Source organism: Mesorhizobium sp. M1342 (genome assembly GCF_040317955.1).
Taxonomy (GTDB): Bacteria; Pseudomonadota; Alphaproteobacteria; order Rhizobiales; family Rhizobiaceae; genus Mesorhizobium.
On record NZ_JAMYLI010000006.1, the window covers coordinates 105931 to 124416 of the forward strand.

The 18486-nt window shown below is 62.3% G+C and carries 17 protein-coding genes and 1 tRNA gene; 9 read left to right on the top strand and 9 right to left on the bottom strand.

All coding sequences use genetic code 11. The annotated features are described in order from the left end of the window. Positions 1-69 precede the first annotated feature (69 nt). Entirely contained in the window at positions 70-384 is a 315-nt protein-coding gene (locus NKH06_RS08070; RefSeq protein ID WP_023810786.1) for a hypothetical protein, read from the bottom strand. A gap of 179 nt (positions 385-563) precedes the next feature. Here NKH06_RS08070 and NKH06_RS08075 point away from each other — a divergent pair, with 179 nt between their 5' ends. From NKH06_RS08075 to NKH06_RS08085, 3 genes are read left to right on the top strand one after another with little or no spacing between them, the layout of a single operon-like run. After that, complete coding sequence (locus tag NKH06_RS08075; protein WP_352751949.1) at positions 564-1028, top strand: MarR family winged helix-turn-helix transcriptional regulator; 465 nt, start codon at positions 564-566, stop codon at positions 1026-1028. Continuing rightward, positions 1021-2313: an HlyD family secretion protein gene (locus NKH06_RS08080; RefSeq protein WP_128304171.1), complete on the top strand. Its 1293-nt coding sequence runs from the start codon at positions 1021-1023 to the stop codon at positions 2311-2313. Before NKH06_RS08075 ends, NKH06_RS08080 begins: the two co-directional genes overlap by 8 nt. After that, positions 2310-3851, top strand: coding sequence for a DHA2 family efflux MFS transporter permease subunit (locus NKH06_RS08085; protein WP_352751953.1), 1542 nt, complete (start codon positions 2310-2312; stop codon positions 3849-3851). The genes NKH06_RS08080 and NKH06_RS08085 overlap by 4 nt, the downstream gene beginning before the upstream one ends. 185 nt (positions 3852-4036) lie before the next feature. Here NKH06_RS08085 and NKH06_RS08090 read toward each other — a convergent pair whose 3' ends face one another. From NKH06_RS08090 to rpmH, 4 genes are all read right to left on the bottom strand, one after another. After that, positions 4037-4597 carry a fasciclin domain-containing protein gene (locus tag NKH06_RS08090; RefSeq protein WP_352892676.1) on the bottom strand — a complete coding sequence of 187 codons (561 nt, stop codon included), beginning with the start codon at positions 4595-4597 and terminating at the stop codon, positions 4037-4039. A 178-nt stretch (positions 4598-4775) separates the two neighbouring features. Next, entirely contained in the window at positions 4776-6587 is a 1812-nt protein-coding gene (gene yidC, locus NKH06_RS08095) for a membrane protein insertase YidC (RefSeq protein WP_352440595.1), read from the bottom strand. 14 nt (positions 6588-6601) lie between these two features. Continuing rightward, entirely contained in the window at positions 6602-6955 is a 354-nt protein-coding gene (gene rnpA / locus NKH06_RS08100; RefSeq protein ID WP_013528505.1) for a ribonuclease P protein component, read from the bottom strand. Positions 6956-6971: 16 nt separating this feature from the next. Then, entirely contained in the window at positions 6972-7106 is a 135-nt protein-coding gene (rpmH, locus tag NKH06_RS08105) for a 50S ribosomal protein L34 (protein WP_008833937.1), read from the bottom strand. A gap of 278 nt (positions 7107-7384) precedes the next feature. Here rpmH and NKH06_RS08110 point away from each other — a divergent pair, with 278 nt between their 5' ends. Further along, on the top strand, positions 7385-8887 hold the full coding sequence (locus NKH06_RS08110; RefSeq protein WP_352751955.1) for a sensor histidine kinase: 1503 nt from the start codon (positions 7385-7387) through the stop codon (positions 8885-8887). 277 nt (positions 8888-9164) lie between these two features. Next, a tRNA-Arg gene (locus tag NKH06_RS08115) sits at positions 9165-9241 on the top strand. Between the two features lie 147 nt (positions 9242-9388). Here the strand turns inward: NKH06_RS08115 and NKH06_RS08120 are convergent. Beyond that, positions 9389-10069, bottom strand: a complete 681-nt coding sequence (locus NKH06_RS08120; RefSeq protein WP_352440593.1) for a response regulator transcription factor — start codon at positions 10067-10069, stop codon at positions 9389-9391. Then, on the bottom strand, positions 10047-11651 hold the full coding sequence (locus NKH06_RS08125; RefSeq protein WP_352864525.1) for a sensor histidine kinase: 1605 nt from the start codon (positions 11649-11651) through the stop codon (positions 10047-10049). The genes NKH06_RS08120 and NKH06_RS08125 overlap by 23 nt, the downstream gene beginning before the upstream one ends. A gap of 113 nt (positions 11652-11764) precedes the next feature. Here NKH06_RS08125 and NKH06_RS08130 point away from each other — a divergent pair, with 113 nt between their 5' ends. Then, entirely contained in the window at positions 11765-13291 is a 1527-nt protein-coding gene (locus NKH06_RS08130) for an SLC13 family permease (protein WP_352628986.1), read from the top strand. A 1-nt stretch (position 13292) separates the two neighbouring features. Continuing rightward, positions 13293-14483, top strand: a complete 1191-nt coding sequence (locus NKH06_RS08135; RefSeq protein ID WP_352440615.1) for a glycerate kinase family protein — start codon at positions 13293-13295, stop codon at positions 14481-14483. Between the two features lie 171 nt (positions 14484-14654). On the opposite strand, the gene NKH06_RS08140 is transcribed toward NKH06_RS08135, so the two are convergent. Then, positions 14655-15476, bottom strand: a complete 822-nt coding sequence (locus tag NKH06_RS08140; RefSeq protein ID WP_352774303.1) for an alpha/beta fold hydrolase — start codon at positions 15474-15476, stop codon at positions 14655-14657. Positions 15477-15644: 168 nt separating this feature from the next. Here NKH06_RS08140 and NKH06_RS08145 point away from each other — a divergent pair, with 168 nt between their 5' ends. After that, on the top strand, positions 15645-16409 hold the full coding sequence (locus NKH06_RS08145; protein WP_352774305.1) for an SDR family NAD(P)-dependent oxidoreductase: 765 nt from the start codon (positions 15645-15647) through the stop codon (positions 16407-16409). Positions 16410-16471: 62 nt separating this feature from the next. Here the strand turns inward: NKH06_RS08145 and NKH06_RS08150 are convergent, their stop codons facing one another. After that, positions 16472-17173 carry a GntR family transcriptional regulator gene (locus NKH06_RS08150; RefSeq protein ID WP_352440618.1) on the bottom strand — a complete coding sequence of 234 codons (702 nt, stop codon included), beginning with the start codon at positions 17171-17173 and terminating at the stop codon, positions 16472-16474. Between the two features lie 239 nt (positions 17174-17412). On the opposite strand from NKH06_RS08150, the gene NKH06_RS08155 reads away from it, so the two are divergent. Then, positions 17413-18453 (top strand): ABC transporter substrate-binding protein, encoded by a 1041-nt coding sequence (locus NKH06_RS08155; RefSeq protein ID WP_352774307.1) that lies wholly within the window; start codon positions 17413-17415, stop codon positions 18451-18453. Positions 18454-18486 lie beyond the last annotated feature (33 nt).

An 18486-nucleotide genomic window follows, 5' to 3' on the forward strand; every position in this document is an offset into this window, starting at 1 on the left:
GTTCAAAATAGCGTGATCCGCCCTATAGCACCAATCGGGCGACGAGCGAGCTTTCCTTGACGGTCTTGCTCATTTGCTGCCGCGGCAGATCACGATCGGATCGGACAGCGCGCTGTCGAAACCGCTGCCCTGATAGACGGTGACGTTCGCCGCGCCGGGCGGCAGCATGAAGCTGCCTTCGACGATTTTCTGGTCTCCGGTCGGCATGTGGAGAGCCCAGCTATAGGTGCAAAACTGAGGCGGCGCCTGGGGTTCGACGTGGCTGCAGTTCAATTGCGCGCCACCCAGCATGGCGGCGCCACCGCAGCTGACGGCGTCCTTTGCGAACGCAATGCCCGGCCATCCCGCGATGGCCGATACGGTCAATATCTTCAGCCACTTCATCGTCTCATCCCTGCGCGGCAACAGCCTGCTACCGGAGCCTTTTTGTGGCGTCGCAGCCCATGCGTCATTTTTTCCAGGCGGGCTTAGTCCGTCTTGCGCACCGCGTCCAGCGGGATTATGTGCATGATGATAATAAGCATGCTCACTAAAAGTTGCGCCGAAAAACTCCAGTACCTCCCATGCCATCGTCACCCAACATCAGCTTCGTGCTGCACGATGTCGCGCGCCTGCTTCGAAAGCGGTTCGAGCAGAGGTCGCGGGCATCGAGGCTGACCCGCGCCCAGTGGCAGGTGCTCGCCTATCTCTGCCTGCATGAAGGCATGCACCAGAACAAACTGGCCGATCTTATCGAGATCACGCCGATCACGCTCGCCCGGCTGCTCGACAAGATGGAGGCACGTGGCTTCATCGAGCGCCGGCCCAATCCCGCCGACCGCCTGGCATGGCTGCTTTACCTGAAGCCGCAAGCCCATCCGCTTATCGAAATCATGCGCAGCAATGGGCAGAAGACGCGTGACGAGGCCTTCGTCGGCCTTTCCGCGGATGCGCAACTGCATCTGCTGCAAACCCTATCCCTCATCAAATCCAATCTGCTCGCGGCTTGCGCCCAGCCTGCCGCCGACCGGGAGAAAACACATGGCTGAATCAACCTCACCAAAGAAGCCTGTCGAAGAAGACGGATCCGCCGCCGACCGGGCGCGCGACCAGGTCATCCGACTGGACAGCGAACGCGAGCAAAGGCGAGCCGGCACCGTCATCGACAATGACGAGCTCGAAGCACCGGTCGCCCTGGAGCCGGCGGCGCTCGAGGCTCCGTCCAAGGAGCCACGCCAGGCCGGGGTTGCGGTGGCGCCTCCGGCGCCGGTCAAGCCCAAGCGCGGCCGAGCACGGCCGATCCTGTTTGCCCTGCTTCCGGTCGCGCTGGTCGTCGGCGGCTATTACTACGTCATCGGCGGCCAGGTCATGACGACCGACAATGCCTACATCCAGGCGCAGTCGCTCGGCGTTTCCACCGATGTCTCCGGCACTGTGTCCGAGATCGACGTGCACGAGAACGAGGCGGTGAAGAAGGACCAGGTGCTTTTCCGGCTGCGGCCGGCCTCTTTCGAAACCGCTCTTGCCGCCGCCCAGGCGCAGCTCGGCACGGTGCGCAACCAGGTGCTGACCCTGCAGGCGAGTTACCTGCAGTCGCAGGCGCTGATCGAGCAGGCGCAGGCCGACATCCCCTACTACGAGGCCGCTTTCCAGCGCCAGCAGGATCTGCTCAAGACCTCCACCTCCTCCAAGGCGACCTTCGACAGCGCCCAACACGACCTCGTCGCCGCCCGCCAGAAAGTGTCCGTTGCCCAAGCGCAGGCACAGGCGACGCTTGCCCAGCTTGGCGGCGACGCCAGCCAGCCGGTGGAGAAGAATCCGTTCTACCTTCAGGCGCAATCGGCGGTCGACGACGCCCAGCGCAACCTTGCCGATTCCATCGTCAAGGCGCCGTTCGACGGCATCGTCACCAATGTCGACGCGCTTCAGGTCGGCAAGTACCTGCCGGCTTCGCAGCCGGCCTTCAGCCTGATTTCGGCGACCGATCTGTGGATCGCGGCGGAGCCGAAGGAAACCGAACTGACCTATGTGCGGCCGGGACAGACGGCGACGATCAGCGTCGACAGCTACCCGGGTGCCGTCTGGCACGGTACGGTCGCCTCGATCAGCCCGGCGTCGTCGTCGAGCTTCTCCTTGCTTCCGGCGCAGAACACCACGGGCAACTGGGTCAAGGTCGTACAACGCATTCCGATGCGCGTGACGTTGGACGATCTCCAGGGCAAGCCGCCGTTGCGTGGCGGGATGAGCGTCGTGGTCGGCATCGATACCGGCCATGCGCGCGGCCTGCCGGACTTCGTGACGGACCTCCTCGGCCGGTTCGGACAAAAGTCATGACCGGCGCGTCCGCGACAGGTGGCGTGGTCGCCAATCGCGGCGCCATCACCGCCTGCGTGATCCTGGCCGTGATCATGCAGGCGCTGGACACGACCATCGCCAATGTGGCGCTGCCCTATATCCAGGGCAGCGTTTCGGCGAGCGCCGACCAGATAAACTGGGTGCTGACGTCCTACATCGTGGCGGCCGCCGTCATGACTCCGCCTTCAGGCTACCTTGCCAATCGTTTCGGCCGCAAGCGCATCCTTTTGATATCCATCACCGGCTTCGTCGTCGCGTCGGTGCTGTGCGGCTTCGCGCAGTCGCTGCCGCAGATCGTCGGCTTCCGCCTGCTGCAAGGCCTGTTCGGTGCCGCCCTGGTGCCGCTGGCGCAGAGCATCCTGCTCGACATCTACAGCGTCGAGGAGCGCGGCTCGGCGATGGCGCTGTTCGGCGTTTCGGTGATGGTCGGGCCGGTGCTCGGGCCGGTCATCGGCGGCTGGCTGACCGAGAATGTCAGCTGGCGCTGGGTGTTCTACATCAACGTCCCGATCGGCGCCCTGGCCTTCGCCGGCGTGTCGATGTTCGTCCAGGAAACCAAGACGGACCTCAAGGCGAGGCTGGACTGGCTGGGCTTCGGCATGCTCAGCGTCACCATCGCATCGCTGCAGATGTTTCTCGATCGCGGCGAGCAGCTCAACTGGTTCTCGTCGTCCGAAATCATCGTCGAGGCACTGATCTGCGCGTCGGCCTTCTACATCTTCCTCGTCCACACCTTCACCGCGAAAAACACCTTCGTGAACCCGCGGCTGTTCCTCGACAGGAATTTCGCCGTCGGCATGGTCTTCATCTTCATCATCGGCATCACCTATCTGGCCTCGCTGGCCCTGATGACGCCCTATCTGCAGACGCTGATGGGCTATCCGGTGGTGACGGCCGGCATCGTCATGGGGCCGCGCGGGCTTGGGACCATGGCTTGCATGTTCCTGGTCGGCAGGCTGATCGGCAAGGTGGACACGCGCTGGCTGCTGCTGACCGGCCTGCTGGTCACCGCCTGGGCGATGTACGACATGACCGGCTGGACGCCTGATGTTTCGCAGTGGACGATCATCAGCACCGGCTTCATCCAGGGAGCGGGGCTCGGCTTCCTGTTCGTGCCGCTGACCACCATCACCTTCGCCACACTGGCGCCGGAGCGGCGCGCGGAAGGCACAGGTCTTTACAATCTGTCGCGCAACATCGGCTCCAGCGTCGGCATCTCGGTGGTCACCGCGCTGTTGACGCAGAACGTGCAGATCAACCACGCCAACATCGCCACCTATGTGACGCCCTACAACCAGGCGTTCGGCAATCCGGCGATCTTCCAGGCGATGAACCCTTACAGCGCCGCCGGCCGTGCCGCGCTCGACGGCGTGGTGACGCTGCAGGCGACCATCATCAGCTACATGAACGACTTCAAGCTGATGATGATCCTGTCGCTTGCCGCCATTCCGCTGGTTCTGTTGCTGCGCAAGCCGGCGACTCCGGCCAAGATCGACCACAGCGCCGTGATGGAGTGATGACGGTCGAGGCTCATCCGGCTGGACAAGTAACAGTCAAAAAGAAACCGGGGTCCTGTGAGGGACTACAGGACCCCGGCCGATGCCGATACGACTTCCAGGAAACATGGCACCTCGTCATGAGGCGGGACGGCAGGCCGAGAAAGCCCCAACGAACCTGCCTTGATCCCCTTTGCCGAAAGCCGTTACTTCGGCAACAGCACCTTGTTGACGACATGGATGACGCCGTTCGACTGGTTGACGTCGGCGATCGTCACCCGCGCCTCGCCGCCTGACTCATCCATGATGTAGAGCTTGCCCTTCTTGACTTCGGCGGTCAGCGTGTCACCGGAGACGGTTTTCATCTCGTACTTGCCGCCCATCGCCCTGGCCTTCTTCATCATTTCGGCGCCCGAAATCTTGCCGGCCACGACATGCGCGGTCAGCACCTTGGTGAGCTTGTCCTTGTTCTCCGGCTTCAGCAGCGTGTCGACGGTGCCCTTGAGCAATTTCGCAAACGCTGCATTGGTCGGGGCAAAGACTGTGAACGGGCCGGCGCCCTGCAGCGTGTCGACCAGGCCGGCGGCCTTGACCGCGGCGACCAGCGTCGTGTGATCCTTCGAATTGACGGCGTTCTCGACGATGTTCTTGGTGGTGTACATCGGCGCGCCGCCGACATTCGGGTTTTTGGCATAGGCGGGCGCGGCAATCGCCACGCCGGCGATGAGCGCGGAAAGGGCGATGGTCCTGAATGACGGCAAGCGCATGTGGTCTTCCTCCGGGTGAGGGCTGATCGGAATTGATAGCCTTTGGAAACGCACAGGCAGTCACGCCGCCGGCGGGTCGCAAGTTTCGCCGATCACGGGAACGTGATCCCGGAGTTGCTTAAACGGAAAAAGCCCCGCGCGAGCGGGGCTTTGAAGGCTGGAGAAAGCGCTGCGCCTTCTATTCGGCCGGCGATGGTTTCTTTCGGAACAGCGCGACCAGATTGTCCCACAGCTCGATCTTGGCACCCTGGCGCTTCATGATGATGCCCTGCTGGAGGATCGACAGCGTGTTGTTCCAGGCCCAGTAGATGACGAGGCCGGCCGGGAAACCCGCCATCATGAAGGTGAAGATGACAGGCATCCAGGTGAAGATCGCCGCCTGCGTCGGATCCGGCGGCGTCGGGTTCATGCGCATCTGCAGGAACATGGTGACGCCCATGATCAGCGGCCAGACGCCGATCATCAGCATGTGCGGCAGGGTGACCGGGATCAGGCCGAAGAGGTTGAAAAGCGACGTCGGATCGGGCGCCGCCAGATCCTGGATCCAGCCGAAGAACGGCGCGTGCCGCATCTCGATGGTGATGTAGAGCACCTTGTAGAGCGAGAAGAAGACCGGGATCTGCAGCGCCACCGGCCAGCAGCCGGCAAGCGGGTTGATCTTCTCGGTCTTGTACAGCTCCATCATCGCCTGCTGCTGCTTCATCTTGTCGTCCGCGTATTTCTCGCGGATCTCGAGCATTTTCGGCTGCACCTTCTTCATGTTCGCCATCGACGCGTAGGACTTGTTGGCGAGCGGATAGAAGATGGCCTTGACGATGACGGTGGTGGCGAGGATGGCCAGGCCGAAATTGCCGAAGAATTTGTAGAGCGTGTCGATCAGCCAGAACATCGGCTTGGTGATGAAGTGGAACCAGCCCCAGTCGATCAGGAGATCGAACCGCTTGATATGACGGTCTTCCGCATAGGCGTTGATCTTGCCGACTTCCTTGGCGCCGGCGAAGATTTCGCTCTCCACCGTCGCCGACTGGCCGGCATCGACGGTGATCGGGTCGGTGAGGAAGTCGGACTGGTAGCGATGGCGGCCGTCCTCGAAATAGGCGTAGCGCGGCTGGAACGGCTGCTTCTCCGTCGGCACCAGCGTCACCGCCCAGTATTTGTCGGTGATGCCGAGCCACCCGTCGGTCGACTTGCCCGGCGTGAACTGCTTGTCCTTCTCGATGGACGCGTATTTGTGCTCCTGCAGGCCTTCGGTGCCGGTGAAGCCGATCAGGCCCTCATGCAGCACATAGGTGCTGGCAACCAGCGGCTTGTCGAAGCGGGTGACGCGGCCGTAATTGGACAGCGAGACAGCGGCCGTGCCCGCATTCTGCACCGTGTCGGACACCGTGAACATGTAGTTGGTGTCGACGGAAAAGGTGCGCTTGAAGGTCAGGCCCTTGTCGTTCGAATAGGTCAGCGTGACCGGGGTCGTCGGCGTCAGCGTCGCATTGCCGTCGACGGCCCACACAGTCTCGGGACCAGGCACCGCGCCGGTCTTGTCGTTGCCGACGAAGCCGATCTCGGCATAGTAGCCATTGGGCAGTGCCGCCGGGTTGAGCAGGCTGATCTCGGGCGAGTTCTTGTCGACCGTCTCAGTGTAGTGCTTGAGCTTGAGGTCGTCGAGACGGGCGCCGGTCAGGTTGATTGAACCCTCGAGGCTCGGCGTGTCGATCCTGGCGCGGGTGGTCGTGGCGAGTGCCTGTTCGCGGCCGGCCGGCGTCACGGCGTCTGTTCCCGGTGCGTTGGGAATGGCGCCAGGGGCGACGGGCGTTCCGGTGTCGGTACCGGGATTTGTGCCGGCGGCCTTCTTCTGCTCCTCGACGCGCTGCTGTTCGACGCGGGCTGCCTCGCGCTGCGCTTCGCTGCGCGGCAACACGTAAAAATATTGCCATACCGCCAGGATCAGCACCGACAGCGCGATGGTGATGAAGAAGTTCCGGTTGTTTTCCATCGAAAGCCCTTGGCCTATCGTGTTCCGCGCAGTCGGCGGGAGAGTTCGGCCTTCAACTGGCCGAACGGAGTGGTAAGCACGTCTTCGCGCCCGACGATGACATAGTCATTGCCAGGCGCCATGTCACTTGCAGCATGCGTGCGGACGGCTTCTCGCAGCCGCCGCCGGACACGGTTGCGGACAACCGCATTGCCGACCTTCTTGGTGACGGTGTAGCCGACGCGCGGCGACAGGCCGTCGCCGCGGTCGAGGACTTCAACGAGAAAAAGCCGCCCGCGTCGCTTTTCACCACGACGGACGGCCAGGAATTCCGCGCGCTTCAGAAGCCGCTTGGGATTTGGTCCCACTGGCTTGCCGGATGCGGGCAACGATCTCGTCTTCCGTTCAGGCGCTGAGCCGCTTGCGACCGCGGTTGCGGCGAGCTGCGACGACGCCGCGACCACCCTTGGTGGCCATGCGGGCACGGAAGCCGTGCCGACGTTTGCGGACGAGTTTAGACGGTTGGTAGGTACGCTTCATTTGTTTTAATACCGCGGGGTGCGGCCCTTCTTGATTCTGTCACTGTGTAACAGGAGCTTTGCCGGGCCGGCTTTGGCGCGATCGAAACCGCGCCGGGACGAATGGCCCGAGCGTGTGCGGGCTTATAGAAAGAAGGCTTTTGGAAGTCAATCCGGAGTCGTCGGGCGCAATCCGGCTCCGTTCAGGCCGGTTTATGTTTGCGACCAAGGATGAAATTGGCAAGAAAGCCGTAATCGCCTAATCTGCGTTGATCAAGTGATCGTGAAGACATTAGCCGCATGAGCGAAACCATACAGGCACAGGAAGGGATCGGCACGGCGGGGCCCACCGAGGCGCCAGCCACCGTGCGCACGGTTCCGCTGTCGCGCGGCCTGTCGACCAAGCTGCTGCTGCTGACCATCGTCTTCGTGCTGTTGGCCGAAGTGCTGATCTTCCTGCCCTGGATCGCCAGCTACCGGCTGAACTGGCTGAAGGAGCGGCTGAGCACGGCGGCGGCGGTGTCGATCGTGCTGGTGCAAGGCGAATCCACCTCGCTGTCGCGCACGGCCCAGAACGACGTGCTGATGGCGATCGGCGCCAAGGCGATCGCGGTGCGCGACGGCGGCGTCTCGCGGCTGCTGGTGGTGGCCGAAATGCCGCCGAAGGTCGACGAACACATCGATATCGCTTCGATCGGCATGATCAAGGGCATGACCGGCGCGCTCGACACGCTGTTTTTCGGCGGCGACCGGATGCTGCGCGTCTTCGGCCCGGTCGGCGAGTCCGACAAGGAGTTCGAGCTGATCATGCCGGACAACAGCCTGCGCAATGCGATGCTGCGCTATTCGCGCAACGTCGCCTTCGTCTCGCTGCTGATCTCGCTGTTCACCGCCATGCTGGTCTACGCCGCCATCGACCTGATCATGATCGGGCCGATCCGGACCATGACGCGCTCGATGCTGTCCTTCTCCGAAGCGCCCGACGATCCCGGACGGATCATCCATCCGGCTGCCCGCGCCGACGAGATCGGCGTTGCCGAGCGCGAGCTGTCGCAGATGCAGGAGCGGCTGCAAAAAATGCTCTCCGAGCAGAAGCATCTTGCCGACCTCGGCCTCGCGGTCTCCAAGATCAACCATGACATGCGCAACATCCTGGCCTCGGCGCAGCTGATGTCGGACCGCCTGCGCCAGGTCAAGGATCCGACCGTGCAGGCCTTCGCGCCGAAACTGCTGCGCGCACTCGACCGCGCCGTGTCTTATTCCGAAGGCGTGCTTCACTACGGCCGCACGCAGGAGCCGCCGCCCGCGCGGCGCCGGCTCCGGCTCCGGCAGCTGGTCGAGGACGTGCAAGGCTTGCTCGACATCGAGCAAGGCATCGAGTTCGTCAATTCGGTCGAGCCGACCTTCGAGGTCGATGCCGATTCCGACCAGTTGTTCAGGGTGCTGACCAATCTGTGCCGGAATTCCGTGCAGGCGATGGCGGCCGACAGCGAAAACGCCCTGGTGCGCCGCCTGGCGGTGTCGGCCGTGCGCCTGGGCAGCGTCAGCCGCATTGCCGTCAGCGACACCGGCCCCGGCCTGCCGCCGAAGGCGCGGGAAAACCTGTTCGCGGCGTTCCGCGGCTCGGCCCGCAGCGGCGGCACCGGCCTTGGCCTGGCGATCGCGCATGAATTGATCCGCGCCCATGGCGGCACGGTGGAGCTGGTCGAGAGCATCGGCGGACGCACCACATTCGCGGTCACCATTCCCGACCAGCCGGTCCGGCTCGACCAGGCCCGCAACGGCCTGCGCCGCCCGGCATGATGTTTCGGGCGCGTTTTGCTCCGATGCTCGTGCCTCCGGGTCCGGCGCTCCTTTTCTCAGGGATCGGCGCTCTTCCCTTCAAGGATTGAGTTCGGGCTCAACTCCGGAGCCATTTCAAGCGCCGGGATCCGGGCCGTCATCGCCAACAAAGGCACTTGTGACAAAACTTTTGCCGGATCGACTTGCTTTTCGGAAATTCAGTCGCTAGGGAACACGTCTCGTCGCGACCGGTCGTTTACGATCGGATTGCGGGGTCATGGAAAGCATGGCCTGTTGCGCGCCCGTAGCTCAGCTGGATAGAGCACCAGACTACGAATCTGGGGGTCAGGAGTTCGAATCTCTTCGGGCGCGCCATTCCATCCAATTGAAATCTTTGGCATTTTGCCTCAGCCGGCTGCGGCACTGGCTTAATTCCGAAATTCAGCCGATTTGGATGAACGATTCCTTTGAAACATGTCGCAGCCAGCAGACAAGTTGGTCGCCAGGAATTTGGCTCCGCTTCTATGCCTTCCGCTCAACCAGCATGTAGCCGACCCCGCGGACAGTCTGAATGCCGGCTGACGCACTTGGTCCCAGCTTGGCCCGGAGATAGCGAATGTACACCTCCACGATCTTAGTCCCGGGTTCGGAGCTGTATGACCAGACATTGTTGAGGATGCGCTGGCGGCTAACCACTTTTCCCGCATTAAGCATCAGGAAGTGCAGAAGGTCGAATTCACGTCGGGTGAGGCGGATTTCCCGGTCGCCATCCGTTAGACGGCGAGCGCTCGTGTCGAGGTTGAGGCCGCCGATTCGAAGCGACTGCTCCTCCCCTGTTCCCGGACGGCGTCGGCGCAGGGCATCAATCCTGGCCACCAGTTCATCAAAGGCAAACGGTTTGGTCAGGTAATCGTCGGCACCCCCCTTGAGCCCATCCACGCGATCCTGGATTGTCTCTTTGGCCGTCAGCATCAGGATGAGAACCGGCCACTGCTCTGATCGAACGATCCGGCACAGTTCAAGACCATCCAGGTAGGGGAGCAGGCGGTCCAGGATCACCAGATCGAACGGATCCGTGCGAATGGCGGCCAATCCCTCTCGACCGTCCTCCGCGACACTCACGTGAAAGCCTTCTGCCTCCAGCCCTCGGCGGAGGAAATCGGAAACACGCCGGTCGTCTTCAACGATCAGGATTCGAATCATCGGTGTGTTGTACCAGCGGGAGTTTAATTCTGAGGAGGGTTCCCGAAGGCTCAATCCGTTCAAGGCCGATCGTGCCGTCATGCCTGTCTATGATCTTCTTGGCGATCGCAAGGCCAACACCGAGCCCATCGGCAACAGATCTCTCGCCAGCATGTCCGCGATAATAGCGGTCAAACACGAACGGAAGATCACTGGCACCGATGCCTGAACCGCTATCGCGGACGACAATCTCAAGCGCGCCGTCGCGCCCGGTCATCTCAACCGAGATCGTCTGGTGTGGTTTTGAATACTTTATGGCGTTGTCGAAGCCGATCAGCAGCGCCTGCTTGAGGCGCTGGGCGTCCCCTCGAATGAGGCTATGGTCTGCGTTAAGTGAGAGATCAACGGATATTTGCTTGGGGGTAGCGAGTACGGACGCTTCCTGAACGGCCGCCTTCACAACCTCGCCGACATCGATGATTTGCGACGAGAAGCTCATATCTTCCGCTTCAGAGCGGGCGACGGCGAGAAGGTCCTCCAGGTTGCGAGCCATATCCTCGGCGTAGTTGCGGATTCGGTTCAAGGCCTCCCCGTAAGGTCGAACACGCGGTTGGCCGCGAAGGGCAACATCCGCCTCTCCACGGAGAATCGTCAGCGGCGTGCGTAGCTCATGGCTTGCCTCCGCAAAAAATTGGATTCGCCGGCTGTTGAGAGCCCTGAGTTGTTTATTCGCTTCACGAAGCTCGCGCGTGCGCAGCTGAACTTCAGCCTCCAGCCGACCCTGGACCGAAATCAGAGCGGCACGTTCGATCTCAAGTGCCTCGGCCATGCTGTTGAAACTTCGCGACAAGGAAGCGAACTCGTCGCGCCCGGCTGCGGGGATGCGATGGTGAAGCTTACCCGCGGCGATGGCTTTGGCACTTTCATTCAGCTCACGCACAGGTGCGGCGATCGACCGCCGCAGAACGAGGCCGAAGCCCAGGCTGCCCAGCATGAGCAAGGTGGAGGAGCCGCCGGTCATGAGCAGCAGATGCCATTGCGCACCACGAACCCGTTCGAGTTCCGCTCCAACTTCGCTGCGCTCCTCGTGCAAGGCAGCCTCGATCATTCCTTCGAAATCGCTCTCCAGTCGATGCTCTACATCATTTCGGAAGCTTTCCACGATGCCTGCCGGCTCGCCTCTTGATCGCTGGCTGAACAGCCGTTGGGCAGCTCGATCGATAGCTTCAAACAGCGCCTTGATGCGGCCGACGAACTCGAGTTCGCCCTCCTCCTGGCTTCTGTCGCTCCAAAAGCCGAGCGCACCAAGTTCCTCGCGCGTTGCGCCTTCCAACTTATGGAATCCAAAATACAATTCTCTTCGTGCCGCCTCGAAATCCGGCATCTGCTCAGGCCCGAGCAGCAGGACCTCGGCCACTTGCTCGGTGTAGTTGTTGGCCTGGCCATTGAGTTCCGCAAGAGCCTCAAGCCGTCCGTGGACGCTGTCTACGCGGCGGACGAATTCTTCCGTCAGGTGCAGTGTGGCGAGTGCCAATCCGGAAATCAGCCCGACGAGGGCGAGGATGAGAATTTGAAAAAGGAGGATGCGACCTCGAACAGTCATGCGGGTGATCCCTGCTGGCGATCGACTAGCGTCTCTCACCAAATTCTAACCGGAGCTCTCCCGCCCGTCTAACCAGAAGCCCCTAAATTCGAACGCTGGGACGTGCGACGACCGTGCGCCTGTCCGATCGCCGGAGCGGCGACAAGCTCGAAGAGGTTCGGTTGGTACAAGTAGAGTTCCAGGCTGAGATCGGCTCCCTTGTCGGGAAAAAGATGACGGCGGTCTGGCCGGTGTGGCGCGCCGCGCTGATCGGAATCGGTGCATGTCTCGTCGTTGTCAGTATCGAATTCGGCCTCCCCGCTCTCCCATCGGACGCTCGGCGAGCGCTCGAGATCCTGCTTGTCGCGATCATAGGCTGGACCTTGACGCCGTTCGACGACACCTTCGTTGCTATCGTCGCCGGACTGGCAATGGCGCTGCTCGTCAATCGTGATCCCGGGGCGCTGTTTCACGCGCTTGGGGATGAGTTGATCTGGCTGTTGCTCGCCTCTTTCATCCTTGCGGCCGCCGTCAAGGCAAGTGGGATCGCGGATCGCATCCTCGGCCTCGTGACAGGGCGCATGCGGTCGGTTCGCGCGGTCGCGTATGCTTTGGCGGCGGTCATGGTCGCCACAGCCTTCATTATTCCGTCAACGTCGGGTCGGGCAGCCTTAATGATCCCGGCTTATCAAGCGGTTGCGGGGCGCTGTGGAAATGCTCGGTTGCGAAGGGCATTCGCGCTGTTGTTTCCCACTGCTATTCTCCTCTCGGCCTTTGCGTCGCCCGTGGGGGCCGGTGCCCATCTCCTGGCGATCGAAATGGTCGACCGCCTCTCAGGGGTGAAGGTGAGCTACCTGGAATGGATCGCCCTCGGTCTGCCGTTTGCGGCCGTGAGCACCTTTGTTTCAGTTGAGTGTCTTCTCCGGCTTTTCCTGTCACCCGCAGAACGGCGGGCAGCGCTTTTGCTGCCGACGGTAAGCAATGATGGGGTCGGGTTGGCACGGCAGCCGATACTCTGGATCGCCGCGGGCGTTGTCATCGCGTGGCTGACCGAATCTTTGCACGGGCTCAATGCCACCGTCATCGCACTCAGCGGCGCTCTCGCCGCATCGCTTCCGGGGCTCGGCGCGGTGAGGTTTGACGATGCCATTAGGAGTACCGAGTGGAAGCTGCTCCTGTTCCTTGCGGCGACCATCTGCCTGGCAGACGGCCTGGTGGCGTCGGGTCTTCATCAATGGTTGATCGAGACGACGGTGAACCCACTGCGGGTCGTCGGCTTGGGGCCGCTGGCCCTCCTCTCGTTGCTCGCTTTGCTGGGCCTTTTCAGCCATCTCCTTATTCACAGTCGCACGGCGCGCGTATCGGTGCTGCTGCCTCCGGTTCTGATGATTGCGTCGACAGCGCGGCTCGACCCCCTCCTTGCGATGCTTGTGCTCGTCTCAGCGACCGGCTTTTGCCAAACGCTCATGATCTGCGCGAAGCCGGTCGCGCTTTTCGGGGGACTCGACGACGAAGGCTACGGCCCGAGGGACTTGGCCCTCCTGAGCGCCGTCCTGCTGCCGGTGCAATTCCTTTTGATCGTCGTGTTCGCGGTGGGCGCGTGGCCAATGATCCAAGGTCTGCTCATCACGCTCGGTCTGCAAGTTTCCGGAGGGTCATAGCATGTCGAAAAAGAAAGAGCCGAAGAAGAGAAAACGGCTTCGAGTGCTGGTCGCACCGTCTGGTTTTAAGGAGAGCCTCGGCGTTCGTGATGTTATCGATGCATTGGCGCGCGGCGTCCGCAATGCGGTTCCGACAGCAAAAGTGTTTAGCCTTCCGATGGTGGATGGAGGCGAGGATTTTACGCGTACGCTTGTTGAGCTGTCCCATGGTGAGTTGCATTCCGTCACCGTCACGGGGCCAGTCGGGCAACCTGTGGAGGCGACCGTCGGTTTTCTCGGCCGAGGAAAGAAGCGGACGGCTGTTCTGGAGATTGCGGCGGCTGCCGGGCTGCGGCTCGTTCCCACGGACATGCGCGACCCGACCCGTACTACAAGTTATGGGGTGGGGGAGTTGATTCATGTGGCACTCGATCTTGGCGCCGAAAGGATTCTGATCGGCTGCGGTGACTCGGGCGTCAACGATGCGGGAATGGGGATGGCCCAAGCTCTAGGCGTGCGCTTGCTCGATGGGGACGGCCACTCTATTTCGGGGAGCGGCTCGGCGCTTTCGTCACTCGCTCGCGTCGATCTTTCCGATCGTGACCGCCGCCTTTCGAATGTTCGTATCGACGTCGCCGTGAACCCCTACAATATGCTGCTCGGCGAGAGAGGCGTCGCTCGGGTATTTGGTCCGCAAAAGGGTGCAACGCCTGACCAGGTGGCGTTGCTCGATCAGGGCATGGAAAATCTCGCTCATATCGTCCGCCGCGACCTCGGCATCGACGTAGCGCCGCTTGTCGGCGGAGGAGCTTCCGGTGGACTTGGCGCCGGGCTTCACGCCTTTGTTGGAGCGCGGCTGCAGCCACGCTTTGATCTTATCCGGCGGTATATTGATCTTGATCGCCGACTGGCAGATGCCGACATGGTCATGACGGCCGAGGGCGGTCTGGACGGACAGACTGGCTTTGGCAAGGTGCCGGCGGAGATTGCACGGCGCGCGAAACGTTACAATCTGCCTGTGATTGCCTTGGCCGGCACGGTCGGACTGGGCGCCGAGGCGACCCACGAAATTGGCATCGATGCGTTCTTTAGCATTCTTCGCCGGCCATGTTCCCTCGAAGACGCGATCCGTGACGCCGACATGCTGCTGGCGAACGCGGCCGAACAGGCGATGCGGCTGATGTGGGCCGCGCGCGCTTTTAAGTTCAGATAATGGGTCTTGTCTCGCCCAAGGCCGCGAGGCGTGCGGCTTCGGCCCGAAATTTCCTGGGCCATGTGAAGGCTCACATCAACAGCGGTTTACGTCGTCGCATTGCTTCCGCGACTTGCCCGGACCTACGCAAGTATACGGCTCAGGGCGAGCCCGCATCGACGAACTCCCGTATCAGCTCTGCAGCCCTGGACCCCTGCGTCTCCAGAAGGGATGGCCCGCGTCGAAGATGTGAGCCTCCATCCGAGGAAGGTCGATGAGCCAGGACTGAACCTCCGCAATGTCGAAAAAGACATCGTGGCGACCCCAAAGAAGCATGGCTCGAGGTTGATGCTTCGCCAGATAGTCAGCCACCTCCCCAAACCGGTCGACATATCGGCCGTAGTCGGCCAGCAGCGCCTTCTGCAGATCAAGCCGTCCCGGTAGACACATGACCCGCCAGTCCTCAATCCAACGCTCTGCATCGATCCGCGCCGCGATCTCGGGTGGCAGGCCGGCGACGTACTGGTCGCGGGTTCCCTCAAGGGTCAAATGGGCGGTGGCGGCCTCCTCGTTGCCGGCATTCGGCGCAGCCCAGAAGTCCAATGTGGCTGCCCACTGCGGACCAAAGCCGGAGCGGTGGGCATTGGCATTCTGAATGATGAGGCCTTCGACAAGTTCCGGAGCGCGCATGGCGAGCTGAAAAGCCACCGGAGCGCCGAAATCATGCAAATAGAGTAACCTGCGGCCCACGTTGAGACTCGCAAGCAGCTCTTCAATCGCGTTGGCCAGCATGTCGAACGATGGCTCGGATGGGAGATCGGATGCGCCGAAGCCCGGAAGGTCAGGCGCAACGACATAGACGGTGCCGGAGAGCCTGGCGGTCACGTCGCTGAACATCCGAGAGGAATTGGGGAAGCCGTGCAACAGGACTAGCGCGGGCTTGGAAACATCGCCGGCCGTCCGGACGGCCACCTCGCCGCCAGAGGACAAGGATATTTTCTGGATCTCCGGCACGTCCTTTCCTCCACGCCCACGCGATCGCCAAGCTGCACGCTTCGTTCGGTTCGACTTTCGGATTTTCAGAGAACTCAAAGCGGCGTGGAATGTTGCAAAGCCAAATCCTCGCGGGCTGTTGCCCAAAGCGCGTGGTAAGACCGGGAGCGGAAACCAGCGGAGCCTGATTTGACCATCTCCTCTACCAACACCAAGCGCGCACTTATCACCGGGGCCGGTGCGGCCGACGGGATCGGCTTTGCCATTGCCCGGCAGCTCGGCCGTGCCGGCCATGCGGTCTTCCTCACGGGAGCCAGTACGCGCGTGCTCGATCGCGCCGCCGAGCTTTGCCGCGAAGGCATCGATGCCAAAGCCGTGGTCGCCGATCTCACCATCGCTGCCGATGTCGCGCGGCTGCGGGCCGATGTCGGGGCGGTCGGTATCCTGGTCAACAATGCCGGCATGGGCTCGCTGGCATCGCCATCGGTCGACAAGGCGTTTCTCACCATGACCGAGGCCGACTGGGACCAGGGGATCGACGTCAGCCTGAAGACCGCATTCCTCGTCACGAAGGCCTTTCTGCCGGCGATGGTCGAAGCGGGCTACGGGCGCATCGTCAATGTGGCGTCCGTCACCGGACCGCTGGTATCCTTCGAAGGCACATCAGCCTATTCCGCCGCCAAGGCCGGCATGGTCGGCCTGACGCGCACGCTGGCGCTGGAAGTGGCGAAAAGCGGCGTAACAGTCAATGCCGTGGCGCCCGGCTGGATCGAAACGGGTTCGTCGAGCGAGATGGAGCGGCAAGCCGCCCTGCACACGCCGCCGGCGCGGGCCGGGCGGCCGGATGAGGTGGCCGCAGCGGTGGTGTTCCTGGCCTCGGAAGGTGCCAGCTATGTCAATGGCGCCCTGCTGGTGGTCGACGGCGGCAACCGCCTTCAGGAGCGCAAGGGCTAAGCTCAAAGGCGCTTGTCGTCAGGGTCGGTCGGCGGGCAGGCCTCGCCCAAGTTCCTCACCCCTCAAGACGCCTTGGCCAGAAAGTTCCGATAATCCGACTTGGCCTGCAGCAGGCGCAGCACATTGTCGCGCGAGCCCCGCACATGGGCGCGCGCCAGCGTGCCGGCTCTGGCGGCGTCGCCGGCGCAGATGGCATCGACGATTTCGGCATGCTCGTCGCGGGCGATCTTCCATTCGTCCAGCCACAAAAGTTCGGTCCAGACATAGTGCTGGCACTTGTCGAGGATGCCGCACAGCATGCCGTGCAGCATCACATTGCCGCTGATTTCGGCGATGACGCGGTGCAGGTCAATGCCGACCTCAAGCTCCTGGAATTTTTCCCTGTTGGTGCGCTCCGGAATGGCGGCCAGCCGCTCGCATTCGGCCAGCATGGCGCGCAGCCGTGCCTTGTCCTGGTCCGTCGCCGCCGCTGCCGCCAGTTCCGTCGCGTGGCCGTCGAGCAGCTCGCGGATCTCGAATGCCTCGCGGAACATGTTGATGTCGAACTCGGTGACGACATAGCCCTGGCGCGGCCGGCCGGTGACCAGCCCGTCGCGCTCGAGACGGTTGAAGGCCTCGCGCACCGGGGTGCGGCTGACAGTCAGCTTCGCCGCGATGTCGTTTTCGGTGACGCGCGAGCCCGGCGGAATCTGGCCGGTCACGATCATCGCCTTGAGCGCGGAGTAGACCGAGTCACGCAACGTATTTTTGGTTTTCTTGGCCAAGCTTCCCTTCCCACTTCTCCGGCCTTTCAGCCGGAACACGCATAGCTGTAGCCGCAGTCGGCATAATTTGCCACGCCCCCGGCGACGCCGTTCCTCGCCACCTTGTCCGGCTCGAAACCCGTGAATTCGATCGAGCCGGCGGTGTTGACAACATCGATCGCTAGGCTACACTCAAAATTGTATACAAAATAGCATGCCAAATCGAAAACAATGGGAACACCGGTTGGAGAGCCGAAAAAATGAACAGGACCAGAAGCGTTAGTATCGTTGCGATTGCGGGCCTCATGGCTTCGCTCGCGGCCCCCGCCATAGCGGGCGACACCATCACCGTCGCCTCATGGGGCGGCACCTACCAGGAGGCGCAGACCAAGGCGTTTTTCAAGCCTACCGCCGACGCGCTCGGCATCACCATCAAGGAAGACACCACCAACGGCCTCGACGACGTCCGGCTGCAGGTGACCGGCAATGCGGTGAAGTGGGACATCACCGAACTTGGCGCCGACGAATGTGCGCGCGGCTCGAAGGAAGGGCTGTTCGAGAAGCTCGACTACGGCATCATCGACAAGAGCGGCATCAACCCGAAGCTTGTCCACGACGACTGGGTCGGCATTTCCTACACATCCGTCGTGCTGATCTACCGGACCGATGTGTTCGGCGACAAAGGCCCGCAGACCTGGGCCGACTTCTGGAACGTGGAAAAGTTTCCGGGACGGCGCGCGCTGAGCGGCAGCCAGGCGACCGAAACGCTGAGCGTCGCGGCACTGGCCGAAGGCATTCCGATCGACAAGGTCTATCCGGTCGATATCGACGGCGCGTTGAAATCCGTCGACAAGATCCGTGGCCATATCGACGCCTGGTGGACCTCCGGCGCGCAGGCCATGCAGTTGGTGAAGGACGGCGAAGTCGACATGGCGAGCATCTGGAACGGCCGTGCCGGCACCTTAAAGAAGGAAGGCGCGCCGGTCAGCTTCTCCTTCGACCAGGGCGTGCTGACCGCCGACTGCATGGTCATCCCCAAGGGCTCCAAGAACAAGGAAGCCGCGATGAAGGCGCTGGCGATGTTCGTCAGCCCGCAATTGCAGGCCAATCTGCCGCTCTATGTCGACAATGGCCCGGTCAACGAGAAGGCTTTCGAGACCGGCAAGATCCCGCAGGACAGGATCAAGGACATTAATTCGGCGCCCGAGAACGTCAAGAAGCAGGTGTTGCAGGATGCAGAATTCTGGCGCGACAATTTGGTCGAGGCGACGGAAAAATTCAACAATCTGATCCAGCAATAGGCTGCGGCCGCAATCCAAACCACGGCAGGGCGA